Below are 20,162 nucleotides of genomic sequence, written 5' to 3' on the forward strand. Positions count from 1 at the left end.
GACCTTTCGGAGGAGACATCGAATGAAACGCATCGCACAGACGATCGTATTTTGGGGCGTGCTGCTCGCCCTGTGGGAATTGGCCGTGACGTACTTCAAGGTGCAGTCGTACCTCATGCCCCCGCCGTCGGCCATCTTTCGCGCGGCCTGGGAAGTCCATCCGCAGATGCTCGCCGATACCTGGGTGACGACGGTGGAAGTCCTGGCCGGCTTCATTGCGGCCGTGGCCGGCGGACTCGTGATCGGGGTGGTCATCAGCTACAGCGCGCTCGCGCGCCGCACGCTGTATCCCCTGGTCACGGCGTTGCAAAGCATGCCGAAAATCGCGCTCGCGCCACTCATGATCGTGTGGTTCGGTTATGGCTTTGCGTCGAAGCTGGCGTCGACCTTCCTGTTCGCGTTCTTCCCGGTCGTGGTCGCCACGATGGGGGGACTTGCGTCGGTCGCGCGCAACCTCGACGAGCACTTCCGCGCGCTGGGCGCGAGCCCATGGGACACGTTCTGGCGGCTCTATCTGCCGGCCGCACTGCCCGCGTTCGCCGACGGTCTGAAGATTGCCATGCCGCTCGCGGTCATCGGTGCGATTGTCGGCGAGTTCATCGGCTCGGAAGAGGGCCTGGGGCACCTGATCGTGTTCGCGTCGGCGGCCGCGCGCACCGACGTCATGTTCGCGGCCATTCTGATGGTGACCTTGCTGGCCGTGGTCTTGTATTGGGCGATCGAGCGTTTGGCCCGGTTTGTCTGGTGGCGGGGGATCAACGTATGAGCAATGCAACGGGTACGGTTGCGCAGTTGCATGCCGCGCGCGCTGCCGATCAGGAGACGCATGACGCTTCGCGGGGGCCTGGCGTTGGTGCAGCGCCCGCTGCGCAAGGCGCGGACACCGTGATCGAGGTACGCCACGTCGACAAGGCCTATGCGGCGAAGCAGCGCAAGGGCGTGCCGGTGCGGATTCTCGACGACGTATCGCTCTCGATTGCCGATCGCGAGTTCGTGTCGATTCTCGGCGCGAGCGGTTGCGGCAAGAGCACGTTGTTGCGCATCGTGGCCGGACTGGTGCCGCACGACGGCGGCGAGGTCCGTGTGGTGGGCCAGCGGGTATCGCGTCCGGTGCCTGACATCGGCGTGGTGTTCCAGACCAGCAACATGCTGCCCTGGCTGACGGTACGGCAGAACCTGCTGCTTGGCACGCGCTTGCGCAAGATCCCGAAGGAGAAGAGCGAGCCGCGGGTACAGGCGTTGCTGGAGATGCTGGGGCTCTCGCAGTTCGCCGAGCATCATCCGCATGAATTGTCGGGCGGCATGCGTCAGCGCGCGTCGATCGGACAGATCCTGGCGCTCGAGCCGAAGGTGCTGCTCATGGACGAACCGTTCGGCGCCCTCGATGCACTCACGCGCGACAACCTGAACGTCGAGCTGCTGCGCATCTGGCAGGAGCACCGGCAGACGGTGCTGCTCGTCACGCACAGTATCGAGGAGGCGGTCTTCCTGTCGGACCGGGTGATCGTGATGTCGGCCCGTCCGGGCAAGGTGCAGCAGGAAGTCGTGATCGATCTTCCGCGTCCGCGCTCGCCGCAGACGATCAAGCAGCATCCGCGCTACGCGGGCTACATCGCGCAGCTCTCGCAATTGATGGGGGTTTATTGATGGCGGCGCAGTGGCAACTGGCGCGGGCGCGAATGCGCGAAATCGGGCCCGTCTGGGCCCAGGACATCGCGGCCGGGCGCCGTGCGGTGATCGACGCCTATACGCCGCTGCTCGCACAGGCCTCGACGCTCGGCTACGTCGTCGAGCGGGATCTGGCCTACGGTCCGCATGTCCGTCACCGCCTCGACATCTACCGGCCGGAGGTGTCGGCCGAGTCGCCCGCGCCGGTCGTCGTGTTCGTTCACGGCGGTGGCTTCGTGCGCGGAGACATGAACGCCAACGCGCAAATCTACGGCAACGTGCCGCGCTATTTTGCCCGTCATGGCTGTATCGCCGTCAACGTGGAGTATCGCCTGGCGCCTGAAGCCCCATTTCCCGGTGGCGCACAGGACGTGGCCGCCGCCGTTCGGTGGGTGCGCGACCATGTGAGCGCATATGCGGGGCAGGGCGGCGCGGACCTGTCGCGCATGCTGTTGATTGGGCATTCGGCCGGCGGATCGCACGTGGCCAGCTACCTTTGCGATCCTCGTGTGCGCCCGGCAATGCCGGAAGTCGCGGGCGCGGTGCTCATCAGTGCGCGCCTGCGCGCCGACGTGTTGCCGGACAATCCGAACGCGCCCGGCGTGGTCGCGTATTACGGTGAGGACCCCCAGCGCTACGGTGCCGACGCGCCGACGGCGCATGTCGATGCCATGCCGGTGCCGGCGATGGTCGTCATCGCGGAGTTCGAGAATCCGCATCTCGACACCTACGCACTCGAGTTCTGCTATCGGCTGGCGTTGCGCGACGGACGCGCGCCGCGCTTCGTACAGGTGCGCGACCACAACCACACATCGATCGTGGCGCATCTCGATACGGGCGATGAATCGCTCGGCAGAGAAATTCTGCAATTCCTGCACGAAATCGATCCGTCGCCCTGATGCAGGTCGTGCCTGTCTGACGTGCAGAGCTGCGTAGTTGTTGCAGCCGCGTGCGGGCAGCGCCGTTCATCTCCCTCTCTCTTCCAGGAACTGTCATGGTCGATCACGAATTGACCGGGGCGTTTGCGCCCGTCGTCACCCCGTTTCACGCGGATTGGACGCCGGATGCCCCCGTTTTGTCGCACATTGCGAATGGTTGCTCTCGCACGGTGCGGGGCTCGCCCCGTTTGGCACCAACAGCGAAGCCAACTCCCTCGACGCCCACGAGCGCATGACGCTGCTCGACCATCTCGTCGGGCATGGTCTCGACGCCGGTCGCATGTTGCCCGGTACCGGCTGCTGCTCGTTGCCGGAGACTGTCAGGCTCACGCGTCATGCCGTGGCGCATGGCTGTGCCGGCGTGCTCATGCTGCCTCCCTTCTTCTACAAGGGCGTGACGGACGATGGCCTGTACGCGTACTACGCACGGGTGATCGATCAAGTGGCCGATTCTCGCCTGCGCGTGTACCTGTATCACATCCCGGCACTGTCGGGCGTGCCGATCACAATGCCCGTGATCGAACGGCTGATCCGCGATTTTCCGACGACGGTCGTGGGCATCAAGGACAGCTCCGGCGACTGGAATCACCTGAGTGAGATGCTCGACGCGTTTCCTGGCTTCGGCATCTTCCCGGCTTCGGAGTCGCTGGTGTCGCGTGCCTCGGCCAGGGGCGCCAGGGGCTGCATTTCCGCCACGGTCAATATCAATCCACAGGTCATTGCGCGCCTGTGCCGTGAGTGGGCGGGCGGCGGCGGTGCAGCGCTCCAGGCGCAGGCCGACGCGGTGCGCGGCGTCGTGCAGTCGTTTCCGATGATCGCGGCGCTCAAGGCCGTGCTCGCGACGCAGCGCGACGATCCAACCTGGCAACGCGTGCGGGCACCGCTCTCGCTGCTCACGCGCGAACAGCACCAGCGACTGCATGCGCAGTTGGCCGCGTGCGGCTTCACGCTGCCGGGTTGAGCGAACATGCGCGGCGCGTTGCGGTTTCGGGAGTCACGTCGTGGTTTGCCGCGCCGGCGTCCGGTGCGTGCCGACGCACGGCTGCCGGGCATGCTGATCGGCCTGGCGATGGGCATGGGCGTTTGCCAGACCGGTCAGGCGCAGGTGCAAATCTACGGACATCTCACGCCGATGATGGATTGGGTCTCCGTGAGCGGACGACAGGCACCGGCATCGGCCGTGCGTCCGACGCAAGCCCCGGCGGGCGCCGTCAGCGCACCGGCGCTGAGCGGCACGCGCCTGTTGTCGAGCATTTCGTACTTCGGCATGCGCGGCAGGGAGGATCTGGGCGATGGGTACGCCGCGATCTGGCAGATCGAGACCCCGGTGGCCTTCGACGGCAAATCGACCGGCGCCATTGCCGGGCGCAATTCGAACGTCGGCGTCAAGGGCCCGTTCGGCACGGCGTTCATGGGCAACTGGGATACGCCTTATCAGTGGTCGACGCTCGCGGTCGGGTCGCCGGTGCGCAATCCCTATACCGGCGATCTCAGCACGATCCTGAGCAATCCAGGCTTCAACGTGCCGAACACAACCACGCAGTCGGGGCGTGTGAATGGCGCCGCCGACGCCACGTTCAACCGCCGTCAGGGCAACAGCCTCCAGTACTGGACCCCGGAGTGGGCGGGCTTGCAACTGCGATTCTCTTACTCGTTGTCGAACGGTTCGGTGGCCACGCGAGCGGGCGACATCACGCCGCAGGTGTTCGGCGCTGGACTGGAATATGCGAACGGCGGGCTGCGCGTTCGCTACGCATATGAAATGCACAAGGACTACTTCGGGCTGGCGTGGCTCGGCGCCCCGCCGTCGGCGAATCCGTCGAACGTCGGTTCGCGTGCGACGGGCTCGCGCGACGACGCCCACAAGGTCCTGATCGTCTTCACCTACGCGAACACGAAATGGGTCGCGGGCTGGGACCGCCTGACGTATCGCACCAACGACGGCACCGTCGGCAATCTCGATCGCTACCGGCGCGACGCCGTCTACGCGATGGTGCAGCACTGGTTCGGCGGCGGCCGTCACTCGGTGTGGATTGGCGGTGGCTACGCGATGGACGGCGCTTGCTCGCGCACGGGGGGGCACCGTGCCGCACCGACGGCCTGGGGGCGACGCAAATGCACCTCGGCTACCGCTACGACTTTTCCAAACTTACCGACGTGTACCTCGCGTACTACCAGGTCATCAACCGCGCTTGGGGCGGCTACGGCTTTTCACCGCGTCCGAACTTTGGCACCGGCAACGGCGGTGCGCCGCCGGGTGCGCACTACCGGGGCATCGGTATCGGTATCGAACACAGTTTTTAACGACCACTTATCGAATCACAGGAGACGAACTTGAGTACGACACAACCGGGCTTCGACAGCATTGTCGAGCGAGAAAAGGGGCTGCATCGCGGCCTGAGCAGCGGGCAGTTGTCGATGATCGCCATCGGTGGCGCCATTGGCACCGGCCTTTTTCTGGGAAGCGCGTTCGCGATCGGTTTTGCCGGCCCCAGCGTGCTCGTGAGCTACGCCATCGGCGGCGTCATCGCCCTGTTGCTCATGGGTTGCCTGGCCGAAATGACGGTGGCGCATCCGACGTCGGGCTCGTTCGGCGCGTACGCCGAGCACTACATCGGGCCGCTCGCCGGGTTTCTGGTGCGCTATGCCTACTGGTCGTCCATCGTCTTCGCCGTGGGCACCGAAGTCACGGCCATCGCCGTGTACATGAAGTACTGGTTTCCGGAAGTGCCGGGCTGGTACTGGATCGTCGGCTTCTCGGCCGGGCTCATCGCGATCAACGCGGCGAGCGTCAAGGTCTTCGGCGCGGTCGAATATGCGTTCTCGATGCTCAAGATCGTGGCCATCGTGTTGTTCCTCATGCTGGGCGCCTACATCGTGTGGCACGCGCCGCAGGGCAGCGGCATTGGACTGGCGAACTACACCGCGAACGGCGGATTCTTTCCCAAGGGCGCCTGGGGCATGTGGGTGGCCGTGATCGTGTCGATTTTCAGCTATCTGAGCATCGAGATGATCGCGGTGGCCGCGGGCGAGGCGCAGGACCCGCAGCGGGCGATTACGCGCGCCTTTCGCGCCACGATGTTCCGACTGGTGTTCTTCTATCTGCTCACGCTGGCCCTGACGCTGGCGATCGTGCCCTGGAACGCCGCCGGCGAGGACGGCAGCCCCTTCGTCAAGGTGATGGCGGCCACGCACATTCCCGGTGCAGCCGGGGTCATCAATCTGGTGATCCTGGTGGCCGCGCTCTCGGCCATGAACAGCCAGCTCTACATCACCACACGCATGATGTTCAGCCTGTCGCGCGCGGGCTATGCGCCCCGTCGTTTCGGCGAAGTGAGCCGCAACGGTGTTCCTGTCGCGGCGCTCATGCTCTCGACCATCGGTATCGCGCTGGCCGTGGCGCTCAACGTGATGGCGCCGCAGGCGTCGTTCACGCTGATGATGTCGGTATCGATGTTCGGTGCGATGTTCACGTGGCTGATGATCTTCGTCACCCATCTGTATTTCCGACGCGCGCACGACGCAAAGTCCCTGACTTTTCGCATGTGGGGATATCCGTATGCGAGTCTCGCAGGCGCGCTGCTCATGCTTGCCACCCTGGTCACCACCTATTTCACCGGTGCGTTTCGCATGACGTTGGTCTACGGTGTGCCGTTCGTGGTGGCGCTCTCGGTCGTGTACGCGGTGTGGTATCGGCAGCGTGCCGCTGTCGCGACCGCCGGGGCGCACGGTTCGAGTCGCTGAGTCGGTGAGTCCATCAATGGTCGTCGGGCGGCGAAGCCGAGAGTGGCGCGGCGACGGCTTCAAGCGGTCGCCGTTGCGCTGCAACGCCCCATCGCGCGGCGACGATCGCCGCGCAAAGCATGAGCGTCGCGCCGATCAGATAGCCGATGAACACGTCGGCGCGGCGCTGCGTGTCGATGAGCCAGCCGAAGAGGGCGGGCCCGGCGACGCCGCCAAGCAGCGTGCCGACGGCATAGAACACCGCGATGGCGAGCGCCCGGATCTCGAGCGGAAAGGTCTCGCTGACGGTGAGGTACGCGGAGCTCGCGGCCGCCGAGGCAAAGAAGAAGATGACCGACCACGCCAGCGTTTGCGTGAGCGTGCTCAGCAGACCTTGCGCGAAGCCCCAGCCGCACAGCGCCAGCAGCACGCCGGCGATGGCGTACGTAAGGCTGATCATCACGCGCCGCCCCACCGCGTCGAAGAAGTGGCCGAGCACGATCGGGCCAAGGACGTTGCCGGCCGCGAACGGCAGGAGGTACCAGCCGACGCGCGCCGCGCTCACCCCATAGAAGTCGGTGAGCACCAGCGCATAGGTGAAGAAGATGGCGTTGTAACAAAAGGCCTGCGCGGTCATGAGGGTCAGGCCAACCAGCGAGCGTTGCCGATAGGTGTGAATCAACGTGTGCCAGACCTCGCGAAGCGGCGTGGCCTGCCGCACGCGAAGTCGCAGTCGTGGGCCGTCGGGGTGTGCGAGCGCGTGCCCACGCTCGCGAAGCGACCTTTCGATACCGCCGACGATCGATTCGGCGTCGGACGCGCGTCCGCGAAGGATGAGCCAGCGTGGGCTTTCGGGCACCCACATACGCATTAACAGAATGCCGAGTCCCAATGCGGCGCCGATGAAAAAACACGCGCGCCATCCCCAGTCCGGTGGCAACGTGCCGGGCGCGAGCAGCACGATCGAACCCGCGGCGCCCAGGGCCGCACCCGCCCAGAATGTGCCGTTGATGATCAGGTCCGTCCAGCCGCGTACGCGCGCCGGCGTGAACTCCTGGATCGTCGAGTTGATGGCGGTGTACTCGCCGCCGATGCCTGCGCCTGTCAGGAAACGGAATACGACAAAGCTTGCGAAGCTCCACGAAAAACCGGTGGCGGCGGTGGCGACGACATACAGCAGCAAAGTGATGAAGAAGAGCTTGCGGCGTCCGAGCCGGTCGGTGAGCCAACCGAAGCCGAGCGCACCGAGCACCGCACCGGCGATGTAGGCGCTGCCCGCGAGGCCGACTTGCGCGTTGGTAAGGGCAAGCGCGGGACTGGTTCTGAGGGCACCGGCCACTGCGCCGGCCAGCGTGACTTCAAGGCCGTCGAGCAGCCAGGTGATGCCCAGGGCGATGACGATCAGCGTATGGAATCGTCCCCATGGCAGGCGGTCGAGGCGAGCGGGCAGGTCGGTGTCGACGACGTTCGCCGCTGCGGGACGAAGGGTTCGGTGGGCGTCGGTCGCGTCTGTCGTCTCTGACATCGGGCGGTCGAGAACTCCGGAAATCCCCGTGGTTCATCAATGTTTGCCCACCATCTTACTCCGCGACCGCAAGCGCGCGTCGCGGATCACCTCTCACGACGACGCGGAGCCGAGCCGCGCCGGATCGATTTCGAGCGCGGTCCGGCGGCGAATCTCGGCGCGGGCGGCGTCGTCGACTTCGGCGTCATCGCTGCCGGCGGGCGGTGCCGGGTGAGCAACGTCGTTGCGCAGCACCGAAGCGAGCAGGGTGGTCAAGTCGCTGCGCTGCGACATCGCTTGCGGCGTGATGACGTCGCTGACCAGCCGGGCCATCTCGAAGCGCTGCACCTCGGTGGACTGGTCCGCGCTGCGGTGCACCGCGGCGCGGACCGGCAGGCCGTCCCGATAGCCGACCTGGATGTCGGTGTTTGCCGAGTCGCGCACTTTCACGTATTCATAATTCTGCGATTTCGGATCGGTCGTCAGATTCAACGGCACGCCGGCCCAGAGTGATCGGTGATAGCTCGCCGTGAGCGTCGCCTCGGCTTGTTGCGCGACCGTGCGGTTGAGCGTGTCCTTGCCGCCGATATCCGTATGCTGCGAGATCCGGTAATCGAACCCGTCGACTTCCGATGGGCGCAGCGGGTTGGATGCCGAGGTCGTTTGCGAGATCGACGCGCTGAAGTCGGCCAGACCGCTCAGCACGGACTTGTCGGCGCTGCTCAGGGCGATGCGCGGCAAGGCCGGCGCCGGCGGGTAGTGGCCGTTGAGCCCGGTGAAGGCGCCCTTGAACATTTGCATCAGCGAGGCGTCCCCGTTACCGCGTGTCCGGGCGATATCGAACCGGGCGAGCCAGGCGTCGAGCGCCGCGGCCTGTGCTTTCGGGCTGCCGACGGCCTGCATGGACTGCAGGTCGACGTTGACCTCGAATCGGCCGCTCGCGCCGTCGACGTGGACGTTACGTTGCGTCGCGTCGGCGTGGAATGCGATGGTTTGCGCAGATGTCCCGTTGGCGCCGAGCGTCGCCGACAGGTCGACGGACGAGAGTAGGGCGGTGTCGAAGCCGGTGAGCGCGCCGAAATCCACGACGGGCGGCTGCTTGGCCAGGCCATCGACGGCGCGTTGGAAGGCGTCTGCGAGCTTGCCGAGCTGATCGCGCTCGGCATCCGTCAACGTGCCCTTGGTGACGGCGACCTCGGCCGACAGCCCATCGTCGCTGCTGCCCAGACGCACGCTCACCTGTGCGCCTGAGGCGGTCTTGATCGTCAGCGCGAAGCGATTGTCCGCATCGGTCTGGAGTTGCGTGCGCTGCACCGCGAGCGCGTCGGCGGACGGTGCGACGACGGTGCTCGAGCGAAGCACGCTTTGTGAATATGCCGTGGCGCCGCCCGCGATGACATCCAGCAGCTTTCGGCCGAGACTGTCGAGACGGTTGCCCAGCGCATGGGTGCTGGCGTTGCCAGACATCAGCAACGACAGAGGATCCGAAGGCGGTGTCTGCCAATACAACGTCGCACCGTTGGCGACTGGCTGGGTATAGGTTGGCCAGTTGGCAAGGGGCGGCGCAGTCGTGAGCGTGACCCACGTGGATGCGGATGGGCCCGTCGCGACAGGTGGCGCGTCGGCGGCGCTCGCGCTGGCGGCGCGCGAGGCGATTTCCGCGCTTGCCAGCGTTACAGAACGGGAGAGGGCGTTGATGGCCGTCATCGGGGGAGGGCTGTCGTCAAAGACACCAGGTTATCCGCAAGCATCGGCAGGCGTTGCCGAAGGTCTGTAAGGACCGGTAAGGAAGCCAGCGGGTTCATGAGGAATAACGACTCCCGGACGCCAATATTTAGGGCCGCCTCTCATTTTCGGTGGGCGACTCGAATAACGACGGCCTGGCATGGCATTTTGAAACATCAAAAGTTACTTGATTGGACATGTCATGCAGTGAGCGACGATAGCGATGTTCGACCAGCACGCGGCGATAACGCCGGCGGATCCGGCGCAGAACTTCGACGTGCTGTGCCGCGAGCCGGCGCGGAGCGCGGGGCGCGGCGTGAGCCGACGCCTGTGGGCCCGATGGTGAGCCGCGCGCATTACCGTGCCGTTGCCAACTGCGCCTTGATCGCGGCCTCGGTCTTCTCGTAGTCGCCTTCGCCGAAGTGCGTGTAGACGATCTTTCCGGACCGGTCGACGAGATAGAACGCGGGCCAGTACAGGTTGCCGTAGGCCTTCCATGTGGCGTACCGGTTGTCCTGCGCGATGGGATAGGTGAGCCCGAATCGGCGGACGGCGTCACGGACATTGCCGGTGTCGCGCTCGAAGGCGTATTCGGGGGTGTGCACGCCCACCACGACCAATCCCTGGTCCGTGTACTTCCGGTGCCACTGTTGCACGTACGGGAGCGTGTGGATGCAGTTGATGCACGAGTAGGTCCAGAAATCGACCAGCACAACCTTGCCGCGAAGTTGCCGAAGCGTGAGCGGCGGGCTTTTCAGCCAGTTGTCGATGCCGGTCAGCTCCGGGGCGGCGCCGCCGGTCGTCGGGCGAGCCTGGGATGGGCCGCAGGCGGCAAGCCCGGCGATCGCAAGCGCGATGAAAGCACTTCTGAGGATGGTTAACATGACGGTGTTCTCCTGTGGGCGTGCAAGGTCGGCGAGGATCGCCGCGAAAGCGGCATCCGTCCTGGGGTGCCGGTAGTCGTATTGCATCGCCCGGGCGTATCCGCCATGTGTTCGGAACCCCTCATTTCGGCAACGTCGTGTATCCGCGCGGCGTCCGGATACACAGTGATACAAACGCGTTCGACATTTGCTCTATAAAGCATTCAGCGATCGCGCCGTCGGCGCGGGCCAACCCGGGAGTCACGAGATGTCGTCCGACCTGCTGCAAGGTTCCTGCCACTGTGGAGCCGTCCGTTTCGAAGTCAGAGCGCCCGTCGAACCGGCCGCACGCTGCAATTGCAGCCTCTGCCGTCGCAAGGGGGCGTTGATGACGCCGGCTTTTCCCGCGTCGCAACTGCATCTCCTGTCGGGCGAAGGCGACCTGGCGTGCTATCAATTCAACACGCGCGTCGCACGCCACTATTTTTGCCGGCATTGCGGCATTTACACGTTCCACGAGACCCGTACGGCACCAGGCATGTGGCGTGCGAACATCGGCTGTCTGGAGGGTATCGATCCGTATGCCATGACGGCATCGGTGGCCGATGGCCAACGGCTTTCCGTGGTGGAGGACGCATGAGACGCCTGCTTGGCATCGTCGCCTTTCTGGCGGGCGGCTTCAGCGTGGAAGCCTTGCATCCGCTGCAATGCGAGCTGGCGTCCACCCTCCGCGGCGTGACCCTGGAGCCCGAGCGCGCACGCAGGCGCGCCATGCCGGACCCGTTGGTCGCCGGCAGGGCCCGTGTGCCGACTTCCCCGTCGCTATAATCGCCCGCATGGACAAAATCGATCATGTGCTGATCGTCGACGACGATCGCGGAATTCGCGAACTGCTCGCCGACTATCTCGAGAAGAACGGCATGCGGGTCAGCGTGGCGGCGAACGGTCGGGAGATGCGCTCGGTGCTCGCCGATGGCGCCCCCGATCTCATCGTGCTCGACCTCATGCTGCCCGGCGACGACGGCCTCGTCTTGTGCCGGGAGCTGCGCGCGGGCAAGTTTCGAACCGTGCCGGTGCTCATGCTCACCGCTCGCAGCGAGGAGACCGACCGGATCGTTGGTCTGGAAATGGGCGCCGACGACTATCTCGCCAAACCGTTCGCGGTGCGCGAGTTGCTCGCCCGGATCAAGTCGGTGCTGCGCCGCACTCGCATGCTGCCACCCGGCATGCAGGTCACCGAGACCGCCGAGGTGCTCGCCTTCGGTGACTGGCGGCTCGACACCACCGCGCGGCACCTGCTCGACGTTGACGGCACGGAAGTGGCGCTCAGCGGCGCGGAGTATCGACTGCTGCGCGTGTTGCTCGATCACCCGCAACGGGTACTGACGCGGGACCAACTGCTCAATCTCACGCAAGGGCGGCAGGCCGATGCCTTCGACCGCTCCATCGACCTGCTCGTGAGCCGTTTGCGGCAGCGCCTGCGCGATGGCGCGCGCGAACCGCGTTACATCAAGACGCTGCGCAACGAAGGATATGTGTTTTGCGCGGTCGTAACGGTCGTGGCGCCGCCAGCATGACACCCGTGCCGACCGTGCCTCCCAGTCCGTCGCCGCGGGGAGCATGGCGCCAATGGCGCTGGCGCCATTGGCCACGCTCGCTGTTTGCGCGCCTCGCGCTCATCCTCGTGGTCGGGCTCACGCTTGCCCAGGCGCTGTCGTTCTGGCTCACCATGACCGAGCGCAACCGCGTCACGTCGAACATGATGAGCGTCTACATCGAGAGCGAGGTCGCCAGTTCGGTGGCGCTGCTCGATCATCTGCCGGCGAGTGAACGTGCACAGTGGCTGCCGCGTCTGGCACGTCGCAGCTACCGCTTCGAACTGGGGCCGGGCGCGAGCGGCGGCACGCCCGATGCGGGACTCGCCGCGCAGGTCGCGGCGGTGATTCGGGACGCCATCGGCGTGACCTATCCGCTGACGGTGAGCAGCGTGCCCGGTGACGCCGACCGGCTCCAGGTGCATCTGCGCCTGAGTGACGGCTCGCCGCTGACCATCGACGTGTTCCCGACGCCGACACTGCCGCTCTCCGGCTGGCTGCCCGTGGTGCTCGTCATGCAATTGCTGCTCATCGCCGGATGCTGCTGGCTGGCCGTGCGCGTGGCGACACGTCCGTTGAATGCGCTGGCGAATGCCGCCGATACGCTCGGTCCCGACTTGCGTGCCGAGCGCCTGAATGAAGAGGGACCGTCCGAAGTGGCGCGCGCCGCGAGGGCGTTCAATGCGATGCAGGATCGCATCGGCGGCTACATGACCGAGCGCATGCAGATACTCGCGGCCATCTCGCACGATTTGCAGACGCCGATCACGCGCATGCGCTTGCGCGTCGACACCATGGAAGACGAATCCTCTGCCGAGCGCCTGCAACAGGACCTGCGCGAGATGGAGTCGCTGGTCAAGGAAGGGGTGACGTATGCGCGCACGCTCCACGGCGCCGTCGAAGCGCCACGCAAGGTGGATCTCGATGCGTTGCTCGACACACTGGTGTGCGACTACGCGGACGCCGGTCAACCCGTTGCCTTGACGGGAACAGTCGGGCATCCGGTGGTCACGCGCCCGCAGGCGTTGCGCCGCATCGTGGGCAATCTGATCGACAACGCGCTGAAGTACGGGGGCGATGCCAATCTGTCGGTCGTGCGATGCGACGAGGGCATCGACATCGTGGTGACCGATCACGGCCCAGGCATTCCGGAGGACAAACTCGAAGCGGTGTTCGCGCCGTTCGTGCGGCTGGAGACCTCGCGCAATCGTCACACCGGTGGGACCGGATTGGGGCTTGCGATCGCGAAGCAGCTCGCACAGGCGATGGACGCGCGACTGACACTGCGCAACCGCGACGGTGGCGGGCTCGAAGCCCGCCTTCGCCTGATGTGACGTCGTCGACCGCGATTCATGGCAATTCACCGCCAGTTGCGACGATTTGCAGCGCATCGCGGTGCTTCAGGCCGCTTTACCGCTCGAGTCCCGCGCGGTGCTTCTGGTATTGAATGGCCGACACGATCGCCATGCGGCGAATCGGCTCGGGCGGCAGCCACGTCGGTCGCTCGAAGCCCAGCGCATCCGTGAGTTCGGGCGACTTCAGGCCGCAAGCCATCTCGCCGAGCAGTTTGCCGAACATGCTGCCCTTGAGCACGCCCGCGCCGTTGCAACCCAGCGAGGCGAACAGGTCCTTGCGGATCTCGCCGAAGTACAGCGCGCCGTTACGGGTCAGCGCCGTTACGCCGCCCCACACATATTCGAACCGATGTGACGCGAGGTGTGGATAGCGGCGCTGATAGGCGTCGCGCAGCATGGCGCTCACCTCAGCCAGCGGCCGTTCCTTCTCGTATGAATAGGCGCTGCGTACGACAAAGCGCCCACCGAGCGTCTTGCGCAGCGTCGTGCCAAGCCGGTTCGCGGGGATGACGCCCCATTCGCTGGCCGGGCCGAGCCTGGCCAGTTCGTCGGCCGGCAGTACCGGCGTCATTGCCGCGTACGTGTAGATCGTGAAGACGCGGTCGCGGGCCAGGCCGAGTTTTCGCGCGAAGCCGTTGTTTGCCACGATCACCTGTCCCGCCCGGAGACGCGCCGTAGCCGTGGTCACCGTGTACGGTCCGGTGCCGTCGAGCGAGACAACCGGTTCGTTTTCCCACAGGCGAACATTGGCGGGCAGGCTGTCCGCCAGCCCGCGCACCAGGGCGGCCGGCTGTACGAAAACATTATTGTCGGAGTGATATCCGTAGCCGTAGTAGCGCGTGCCGATCTCGCTTTGCAGGGCGTCTCGCGAGAGCTCGCGATACGACACCCCCCATTCACGGTATTGCGCCAGCGTGTCGCGAAGCCGCTTCTCCCCGTCGGGGGTGGCCGCCGCGTGATACTTTCCGACCGGGTTCCATCCGCAATCGATGCCATGCGTGGTGACCAGATCGTGAAGCCACTTCAACCCGATGTCATAGAGGCGAATCTGCTTGCGCGCCACTTCGACCGGACTGCCGTGCCCCCCCATGCCGGTGTTGTGCGGCAAGTTGATCAGGAAGCCCGAGTTGCGTCCCGCCGAGCCGTTGCCTACGGTGGTGGCGTCGATCACAAGCACCGTGGCTTCGGGGCGTAATTCGGCAATGCGCCGCGCCGCGGCCAGTCCGGTGAAGCCGGCGCCGATCACGATGACATCGTAGCTTCGCACCGATGGCGGGTGCGTGTGCGGCACGCGCGCGGGCAAGAGGGCATTCCAGCCGGCGCCCGCCTGATAGGCGGGGAATGTGCCCCGCCCGGGGCGGGGCGGGAGAGAGGGCGTAACTTGATTGGGCATGACGATAGAAGGGCGGGGGCTTTGCCGAAACGTGCCTCGGGAAAATTACGCGGCCTGGCTTTCCAGACTGCGCATGACCTCGGTTTGCACGGTGTTCCAGATTTGCGATTTGAGTTCGTTGTAGCGTGCCGAGAGCTGGACTTGCGCGTCGCGCGGCATTGGCAGGTCGTTCGGCAGGTCGCAGGCCACGCGGCCAGGCCGTGCGCTCATGATGACCATACGCGTCGAGAGCATCAGGGCCTCGTCGATCGAGTGCGTAATGAAGACGATCGTCTTGCCGCTCTTTTGATAGATCTGCAGCAGTTCCTCCTGCAACACCTGGCGCGTCATCGCGTCGAGTGCGGCAAACGGTTCGTCGAGCAGTATCACGTCCGGGTCGTTGGCGAGCACGCGCGCGATCGACACCCGCTGGCGCATGCCGCCCGAAAGCGCCTTCGGATAGCGGTCCTCGAAACCCTTCAGGCCGACCATATCGATGTAGCGGCGCGCGGTTGCATAGCGCGTGGCCTTGTCCACACCTTTCATCTTCAGGCCGAACGCCACGTTGTCGAGCACACTCAGCCACGGGAAAAGCGCGTACTGCTGGAAGACCATGCCGCAGTGCGGGTCGATGCCCTTGACCTCGCGACCGTTCACGAGAATCTTGCCCGTGGTGGGTTCGTCGAAGCCTGTGATGAGATTGAGCAGCGTCGACTTGCCACAGCCCGAGGCGCCGAGCAACACCACGAATTCGCCGCGGGCGATATTCATGTCCACCCGCTCGAGCGCCTGAAAGTCGCCGTAACGCTTGGACACGCCGTCGATGGCGATCATCGCCGCGGCGTTCGTGGCGAGATCCGTGGAAGCGGCGTTCTGGCCGCCAGCGTGAGAATCCATGCGATCGTTCATGCTTGCCACCTCAACACCTTGCGCTCGATGGCGCGAAATACGATATCCGTCACCAGCACGGTGACACTGATCATCACCATGCCGAGCACCACGACTTCTGTCTGGAAGAACTCCTTGCCGTTCATGATGAGGAAGCCGAGACCTTCGCGTGCAGCGACGAGTTCGGCGGAAATCACGCACGTCCAGGACAGGCCGAGAATGATCTTCAGACCCGACAGGATCTGCGGCAGACTCGCGGGAAGAATCACTTCGCGCATCACCTGCCAGTTGCTGGCACCCAGATTCTTCGCGGCGCGAATGAGCAGCGGGTCCACGTTGCGCGTGGCTTCGATCACATACACCAATGCGGGGGCGAATGTCCCCATGAACACGATGCTGTACTTCTGCGTCTCGGAAATGCCGAACCACAGCAGTGAGAGCGGAATCCAGCTCATCGACGGCAGCGGACGCAGGAACGACAGGATCGGATCGAATGCCGCGCGGGCGTAGCTCGACGTGCCCAGCACGATACCCAGCGGAATGGCCACGATCGTGGCGGCGATGAAACCCGTCATCACGCGGCGGGTCGAGGCGAGCACATTCGAGAGCAGCGAGCCGTCTGCCATCATGGACACGATGCGCTCCGCAACGGCAGACGGCGGCGGCAGGAACAGCGGGTCGATGACCCCGGTGCGGCAGGCCATCTCCCATACCATCAGGAACACGACCACGGACGCGAATCCCACACCCAGCAGCGTGGCGCGGGACGGTTGGCGATGATTCACAATCAGACTCCTCAGGCGAGCGCCGGCGCGTCGTCAACGCGTGATCGGACGAACCGGCGCACAGGGGGCTTACAGGTACGACGTGTTGATCCACTGGCGCACGGCCGGGGCCTTGTCGATCTGCTTGTACGTCACGAGCATTTCCGCGAGGCGTTGCAGGCCGTCAACATAGCTGCCCGGCGACTTGAGCAGTTGCGACTGCTGCGCGAGCGAATACCATTCCGCGCCCTTGATCGTCTCGATCTGATCGAGCGCCGACATCCCCGTGAGACCGATCAGCGTGCGGGCGGCCTCGTCCGGCTTGCCGTGCAGCGTCTGGCAGGCGTCGAAATACACCTTCAGATACTTGCGCACCACGTCGGCGTTCTTCTCGGCCCAGGCATTGCGCACGATCAATACGTCCGGGCCCGGCGTCACGTTGTACTTCTTGTAGAGCGAGAACTGCGTGTCATCGGCCAGCAGCTTCATGCCGGACATGGCGCGAATGCGGTTGAATTGAGGTGTCCAGGCCGCGGCGGCGTCGATCTGCCCCGACTGAATCGCGCCGGGCAACTCCGGTGCGGGCACGTTGAGCACCGTCACATCGTTGGACAGGCCGGCATTGCCCAGCAGATCCAGCACCAGCAGGTGCGCGCTCGACGCAAAGGTCACGCCCAGCTTCTTGCCCTTGAGGTCCTGCAGCGAATTCACGCCGTCGCGCACGAACAGACCTTCCACGCGACCGAAGCTCTCCGGTACGGCCACGATCGAAAAGTGCTTCGAGCCGCGGGCCATCAGCGCGAGTGCCGACACGATGCCGGTGCAGGCAATGTCGATGCCGCCAGAGAGCACCGCGCTCATGCGTGCCGACGACGTGCCGAACGCCTGCCATTGCTGATCGATGCCGGCCGCCGCGAAGGCGCCCGACTTCATCGCCAGATACGCCGGATAGTGGCCCAGCCATGCCGATCCGCCGTACTGCACTGTCGTGGCGTCCGCGGCCAGGGCCGAGCCCGGCAGCGCCAGGGTACCGGTTGCCGCGGCGGCCGATATGGCCGCGCCGGTGTGAAGGAACTTGCGTCGAGAGAGGTTCATGCGTGTCTCCTTTAATGGGTCTGTGTTATTCGCGTTGAACGGATGGCGCGCTTCGGGCGAACGTTGCCCGGCCCCGCGCCCGGGGCGTTGACGGCAAGGCATTGCCGGCGATCAGCAAAGCGCCAGTCGTTCCCCCAGCCAGGGCATCAGCCGGCGCAGTTCCGGAAACGCCTCTTGCGCGAGCGCGAGACGGCCGGCGAGGAAACATTGCGACGCCATCTCCGAAACCTCACCTTCGCGCGAGACCTGATAGATCGTGCGCGAGAGGGCGGGGCCGGGCAGGGGCAACGCGGCGAGTTGGGGCAGCGAGGCGCGCCCCTGCAGCAGGCAGAGCGGCGTGGCGATCGTGAAACCCAGATCGGCGGCGACCATCGACATCACAATGTCCGACGTATCGATCTCGAGATGCATGCGGGGCGAATGACCGGTGCGGCGCAGGTGGCGTTCGATCACCGCCCCGAAGTGAGACCGGCCCGAAAAGCGGATCAGCGGCAACGAGCGGATCAACTCGCTCAGATCGGCCTGGGCCAGATCTGCGGCCCGCGCCTTCGGGAGTACCACGATGAACGGTTCCGTGAAAATCGGGCGGCGCACCAGTCGCTCCATGTCGTGCATCGGGTCGCTCGTCACGATCAGGTCGAGTTGGCGTGCCAGCAGGGCTTGCGCGTGGCCGTTGGCCAGTCCGGACCAGAGGAGCAATTCGCTGGTGCTGCCGGACATCTGGCGAACGATGGACGGTCCGACCGTGGCGGCGAACGAGTCGATCATGCCCACGCGCACGGCGGCACGGCTGGCCACGTCGGCGTCTTGCACCTGAGCGATCAGCCGATCCATGTCGTCGACGATCTGACGCGCGTGGCGAGAGAGCGCGAGTCCGGCAGGGGTCAGCTTCAGTGGGCGTCGGGAGCGGTCGAGCACGCGCGTGCCGACGGTCTGCTCAATCTGGGCGATGGCCTGGGAGATCGCGGACTGCGTGATGCCCAGCGTCGTGGCGGCGCCGGACAGGGAGCCTGCCGAAGCGACGGCCTCGAAGATCCGCAACGATCTGACGTCGAGGTCTGCGCGCTTTTTCATCGGCGTGTCTCCAGGGCTGCGGTGAGGTGTCGAAGGACCGGGAAGGCCGAGCCTGTTTCACCGCGATGATCGGTATAAGAATTTCTGAGAATTGTAGGTATATGGGGGGTAAAACAGAAAACAAATTAAGAAAAACTAATACTTTGTATTAGGGCGCGAGAATGCGAAGGGAACAAATTGCCTGGACGGGGCGGCGTCAGACTGAGGGGGTGGGAATGGGGCGAGCGTTCGCGGTGTGTCGTACGTGTCTGACGGGAAGGCCGGAGGGTAGGGAGAGAACTGGACCTGCGCGGGCGCGTTGGCGGATGGCGGCTCGCCGATCGGCTCGAGCCGCCGAAAGGCGATTTCGATCGCCTGACGTGGCGTCGTGCCGCGGCGTCACGCCGAGGCGGGATCGCGCCACTCGCCGTTGCGAACCGTGCGCGACGGCAGCGCGCCGCCGAGCCAGTACGTGAGTTCCGCCGGTCGTTCGATCTCCCATGCCACGAAATCCGCTGACTTCCCGGCCTCGATCGTGCCATGCGTCTCCAGCATGCCGAGCGCCTTCGCCGCGTTGCGCGTAACGCCGGCCAGCGCCTCCTCGGGAGTCAGGCCGAACAGCGTGCAAGCCATGTTGAGCATCAGGCGCAGCGACAGCGCGGGCGACGTTCCCGGATTCAGGTCCGACGCCACCGCGATGTCCACGCCATGCCGGCGCAGCAGGTCAACCGGCGGGCGGCGCGTCTCCTGCAACATGTGGAAGGCACCGGGCAACAGCACCGCCACCGTGCCGGCGCGTCCCATCGCGGCGGCGTCTTCCGGCGTCATATACTCCAGATGATCGGCCGACAGCGCCCCGAGTTCGGCTGCCATGCTCGAGCCGCCCAGCGGCGACAACTGCTCGGCGTGCAGCTTCACCGGCAACTTCAGCTTCTGTGCACGCAACAGTACGCGCATGACCTGTGCCGGCGTGAACGCGATCGTCTCGCAAAACGCATCCACCGCGTCCACCAGCCGCTCCTCGGCCAACGTCGGCAAAATCTCCGAGCAGACATAATTCACGTACTCGTCCGCCTTGCCGGCAAACTCCATCGGGACCGTGTGGGCGGCCAGGCAGGTTGTCTTTACCGTCACGGGCAGCGATTCGCCCAGGCGCCGCGCCACGCGCAGCATCTTGCGCTCGCTGTTCAGATCCAGGCCGTAGCCCGACTTGATCTCGACCGTCGTCACGCCGTCGCGCATCAACGCCAGCAGGCGCTTGCGGGCCGAGACGAAGAGCGCGTCCTCGGTGGCGTCGCGCGTATGGCGCACCGTGTGCCGGATTCCGCCGCCTGCCGCCGATATCTCGGCGTAGCTCACGCCTTGCAGGCGTTGTTCGAACTCCTGGCTGCGGTTGCCGCCAAAGACCAGGTGCGTGTGGCAGTCAATCAACCCGGGGGTGACCCACGCGCCTTGCAGGTCGATGCAAAGATCCGAGCCCGAGGCCGATCGCTCGCCGCGCGGACCCACCCACTCGATGTGCTTGCCTCGCGTGACGATCACGGCGTCTTCGATGGCGTTGTAGCGACCGTCGCGCATGGTCGCGACGTGACAGTGCTTCCAGTAGGTACGTTTCATAA

At 65.4% G+C, this 20,162-nt stretch carries 19 protein-coding genes; 10 read left to right on the forward strand and 9 right to left on the reverse strand.

Translation table 11 applies throughout. The features are described 5' to 3' along the window. Positions 1–22 precede the first annotated feature (22 nt). From LV28_RS35490 to LV28_RS35515, 6 genes are all read left to right on the forward strand, one after another. The gene (locus LV28_RS35490) at positions 23–766 is read left to right on the forward strand and encodes an ABC transporter permease (protein ID WP_023595888.1); all 744 of its coding nucleotides are present in this window, start codon (positions 23–25) and stop codon (positions 764–766) included. Next, entirely contained in the window at positions 763–1,647 is an 885-nt protein-coding gene (locus tag LV28_RS35495) for an ABC transporter ATP-binding protein (RefSeq protein ID WP_023595889.1), read from the forward strand. The genes LV28_RS35490 and LV28_RS35495 overlap by 4 nt, the downstream gene beginning before the upstream one ends. Before the next feature lie 32 nt (positions 1,648–1,679). Beyond that, positions 1,680–2,567: an alpha/beta hydrolase gene (locus LV28_RS35500; RefSeq protein ID WP_255315164.1), complete on the forward strand. Its 888-nt coding sequence runs from the start codon at positions 1,680–1,682 to the stop codon at positions 2,565–2,567. 196 nt (positions 2,568–2,763) lie between these two features. Continuing rightward, positions 2,764–3,567, forward strand: a complete 804-nt coding sequence (locus LV28_RS35505) for a dihydrodipicolinate synthase family protein (protein ID WP_306630550.1) — start codon at positions 2,764–2,766, stop codon at positions 3,565–3,567. 63 nt (positions 3,568–3,630) lie between these two features. Then, complete coding sequence (locus tag LV28_RS35510) at positions 3,631–4,944, forward strand: porin (protein WP_069106831.1); 1,314 nt, start codon at positions 3,631–3,633, stop codon at positions 4,942–4,944. After that, positions 4,941–6,350, forward strand: coding sequence for an amino acid permease (locus LV28_RS35515; protein WP_023595893.1), 1,410 nt, complete (start codon positions 4,941–4,943; stop codon positions 6,348–6,350). The genes LV28_RS35510 and LV28_RS35515 overlap by 4 nt, the downstream gene beginning before the upstream one ends. Before the next feature lie 13 nt (positions 6,351–6,363). Here the strand turns inward: LV28_RS35515 and LV28_RS35520 are convergent, their stop codons facing one another. The 3 genes from LV28_RS35520 to LV28_RS35530 all read right to left on the reverse strand — a co-directional run bounded on the left by LV28_RS35520 (position 6,364) and on the right by LV28_RS35530 (position 10,442). Further along, the gene (locus tag LV28_RS35520; RefSeq protein WP_038617625.1) at positions 6,364–7,854 is read right to left on the reverse strand and encodes an MFS transporter; all 1,491 of its coding nucleotides are present in this window, start codon (positions 7,852–7,854) and stop codon (positions 6,364–6,366) included. A 93-nt stretch (positions 7,855–7,947) separates the two neighbouring features. Further along, entirely contained in the window at positions 7,948–9,540 is a 1,593-nt protein-coding gene (locus tag LV28_RS35525) for a hypothetical protein (protein ID WP_023595895.1), read from the reverse strand. Between the two features lie 374 nt (positions 9,541–9,914). Beyond that, positions 9,915–10,442 (reverse strand): thioredoxin family protein, encoded by a 528-nt coding sequence (locus tag LV28_RS35530; RefSeq protein ID WP_038621105.1) that lies wholly within the window; start codon positions 10,440–10,442, stop codon positions 9,915–9,917. A gap of 247 nt (positions 10,443–10,689) precedes the next feature. Here LV28_RS35530 and LV28_RS35535 point away from each other — a divergent pair, with 247 nt between their 5' ends. Genes LV28_RS35535 through LV28_RS35550 form a run of 4 tightly spaced genes read left to right on the forward strand, consistent with a single transcriptional unit; the run spans position 10,690 to position 13,350 of the window. Next, positions 10,690–11,061 (forward strand): GFA family protein, encoded by a 372-nt coding sequence (locus LV28_RS35535; protein WP_025249126.1) that lies wholly within the window; start codon positions 10,690–10,692, stop codon positions 11,059–11,061. Continuing rightward, on the forward strand, positions 11,058–11,249 hold the full coding sequence (locus LV28_RS35540; protein ID WP_023595899.1) for a hypothetical protein: 192 nt from the start codon (positions 11,058–11,060) through the stop codon (positions 11,247–11,249). The genes LV28_RS35535 and LV28_RS35540 overlap by 4 nt, the downstream gene beginning before the upstream one ends. Positions 11,250–11,257: 8 nt before the next feature. Further along, positions 11,258–11,998, forward strand: coding sequence for a response regulator (locus LV28_RS35545; RefSeq protein WP_038617622.1), 741 nt, complete (start codon positions 11,258–11,260; stop codon positions 11,996–11,998). Then, a complete protein-coding gene (locus LV28_RS35550; RefSeq protein WP_048806652.1) occupies positions 11,995–13,350 on the forward strand; it encodes an ATP-binding protein in 1,356 nt (451 codons plus the stop codon). The genes LV28_RS35545 and LV28_RS35550 overlap by 4 nt, the downstream gene beginning before the upstream one ends. A gap of 76 nt (positions 13,351–13,426) precedes the next feature. Here LV28_RS35550 and LV28_RS35555 read toward each other — a convergent pair whose 3' ends face one another. The 6 genes from LV28_RS35555 to hutI form a co-directional block, all read right to left on the reverse strand. Next, a complete protein-coding gene (locus LV28_RS35555; RefSeq protein ID WP_038617619.1) occupies positions 13,427–14,764 on the reverse strand; it encodes an NAD(P)/FAD-dependent oxidoreductase in 1,338 nt (445 codons plus the stop codon). 45 nt (positions 14,765–14,809) lie between these two features. Then, on the reverse strand, positions 14,810–15,577 hold the full coding sequence (locus LV28_RS35560; protein WP_023874400.1) for an ABC transporter ATP-binding protein: 768 nt from the start codon (positions 15,575–15,577) through the stop codon (positions 14,810–14,812). A 71-nt stretch (positions 15,578–15,648) separates the two neighbouring features. After that, positions 15,649–16,416, reverse strand: a complete 768-nt coding sequence (locus LV28_RS35565; protein WP_023595904.1) for an ABC transporter permease — start codon at positions 16,414–16,416, stop codon at positions 15,649–15,651. A 69-nt stretch (positions 16,417–16,485) separates the two neighbouring features. Next, positions 16,486–17,490 (reverse strand): ABC transporter substrate-binding protein, encoded by a 1,005-nt coding sequence (locus tag LV28_RS35570; RefSeq protein ID WP_023874399.1) that lies wholly within the window; start codon positions 17,488–17,490, stop codon positions 16,486–16,488. Between the two features lie 111 nt (positions 17,491–17,601). After that, a complete protein-coding gene (locus tag LV28_RS35575) occupies positions 17,602–18,564 on the reverse strand; it encodes a LysR family transcriptional regulator (RefSeq protein WP_023595906.1) in 963 nt (320 codons plus the stop codon). 378 nt (positions 18,565–18,942) lie between these two features. Beyond that, complete coding sequence (gene hutI / locus LV28_RS35580) at positions 18,943–20,160, reverse strand: imidazolonepropionase (protein ID WP_023595907.1); 1,218 nt, start codon at positions 20,158–20,160, stop codon at positions 18,943–18,945. Positions 20,161–20,162 lie beyond the last annotated feature (2 nt).

Origin of the sequence: Pandoraea pnomenusa, assembly GCF_000767615.3 — a bacterium.
In the GTDB taxonomy this organism is placed as follows: domain Bacteria; phylum Pseudomonadota; class Gammaproteobacteria; order Burkholderiales; family Burkholderiaceae; genus Pandoraea; species Pandoraea pnomenusa.

What these genes read in the sequence shown, in the direction of transcription:
- LV28_RS35530 (WP_038621105.1), bottom strand. Translation starts at nt 10,442, where the DNA reads ATGTTAACCATCCTCAGAAGTGCTTTCATCGCGCTTGCGATCGCCGGG.
- LV28_RS35540 (WP_023595899.1), top strand. Translation starts at nt 11,058, where the DNA reads ATGAGACGCCTGCTTGGCATCGTCGCCTTTCTGGCGGGCGGCTTCAGC.
- LV28_RS35545 (WP_038617622.1), top strand. Translation starts at nt 11,258, where the DNA reads ATGGACAAAATCGATCATGTGCTGATCGTCGACGACGATCGCGGAATT.
- LV28_RS35575 (WP_023595906.1), bottom strand. Translation starts at nt 18,564, where the DNA reads ATGAAAAAGCGCGCAGACCTCGACGTCAGATCGTTGCGGATCTTCGAG.
- LV28_RS35490 (WP_023595888.1), top strand. Translation starts at nt 23, where the DNA reads ATGAAACGCATCGCACAGACGATCGTATTTTGGGGCGTGCTGCTCGCC.
- LV28_RS35495 (WP_023595889.1), top strand. Translation starts at nt 763, where the DNA reads ATGAGCAATGCAACGGGTACGGTTGCGCAGTTGCATGCCGCGCGCGCT.
- LV28_RS35555 (WP_038617619.1), bottom strand. Translation starts at nt 14,764, where the DNA reads ATGCCCAATCAAGTTACGCCCTCTCTCCCGCCCCGCCCCGGGCGGGGC.
- LV28_RS35535 (WP_025249126.1), top strand. Translation starts at nt 10,690, where the DNA reads ATGTCGTCCGACCTGCTGCAAGGTTCCTGCCACTGTGGAGCCGTCCGT.
- LV28_RS35520 (WP_038617625.1), bottom strand. Translation starts at nt 7,854, where the DNA reads ATGTCAGAGACGACAGACGCGACCGACGCCCACCGAACCCTTCGTCCC.
- hutI (WP_023595907.1), bottom strand. Translation starts at nt 20,160, where the DNA reads ATGAAACGTACCTACTGGAAGCACTGTCACGTCGCGACCATGCGCGAC.
- LV28_RS35525 (WP_023595895.1), bottom strand. Translation starts at nt 9,540, where the DNA reads ATGACGGCCATCAACGCCCTCTCCCGTTCTGTAACGCTGGCAAGCGCG.
- LV28_RS35550 (WP_048806652.1), top strand. Translation starts at nt 11,995, where the DNA reads ATGACACCCGTGCCGACCGTGCCTCCCAGTCCGTCGCCGCGGGGAGCA.
- LV28_RS35560 (WP_023874400.1), bottom strand. Translation starts at nt 15,577, where the DNA reads ATGATCGCCATCGACGGCGTGTCCAAGCGTTACGGCGACTTTCAGGCG.
- LV28_RS35500 (WP_255315164.1), top strand. Translation starts at nt 1,680, where the DNA reads ATGCGCGAAATCGGGCCCGTCTGGGCCCAGGACATCGCGGCCGGGCGC.
- LV28_RS35570 (WP_023874399.1), bottom strand. Translation starts at nt 17,490, where the DNA reads ATGAACCTCTCTCGACGCAAGTTCCTTCACACCGGCGCGGCCATATCG.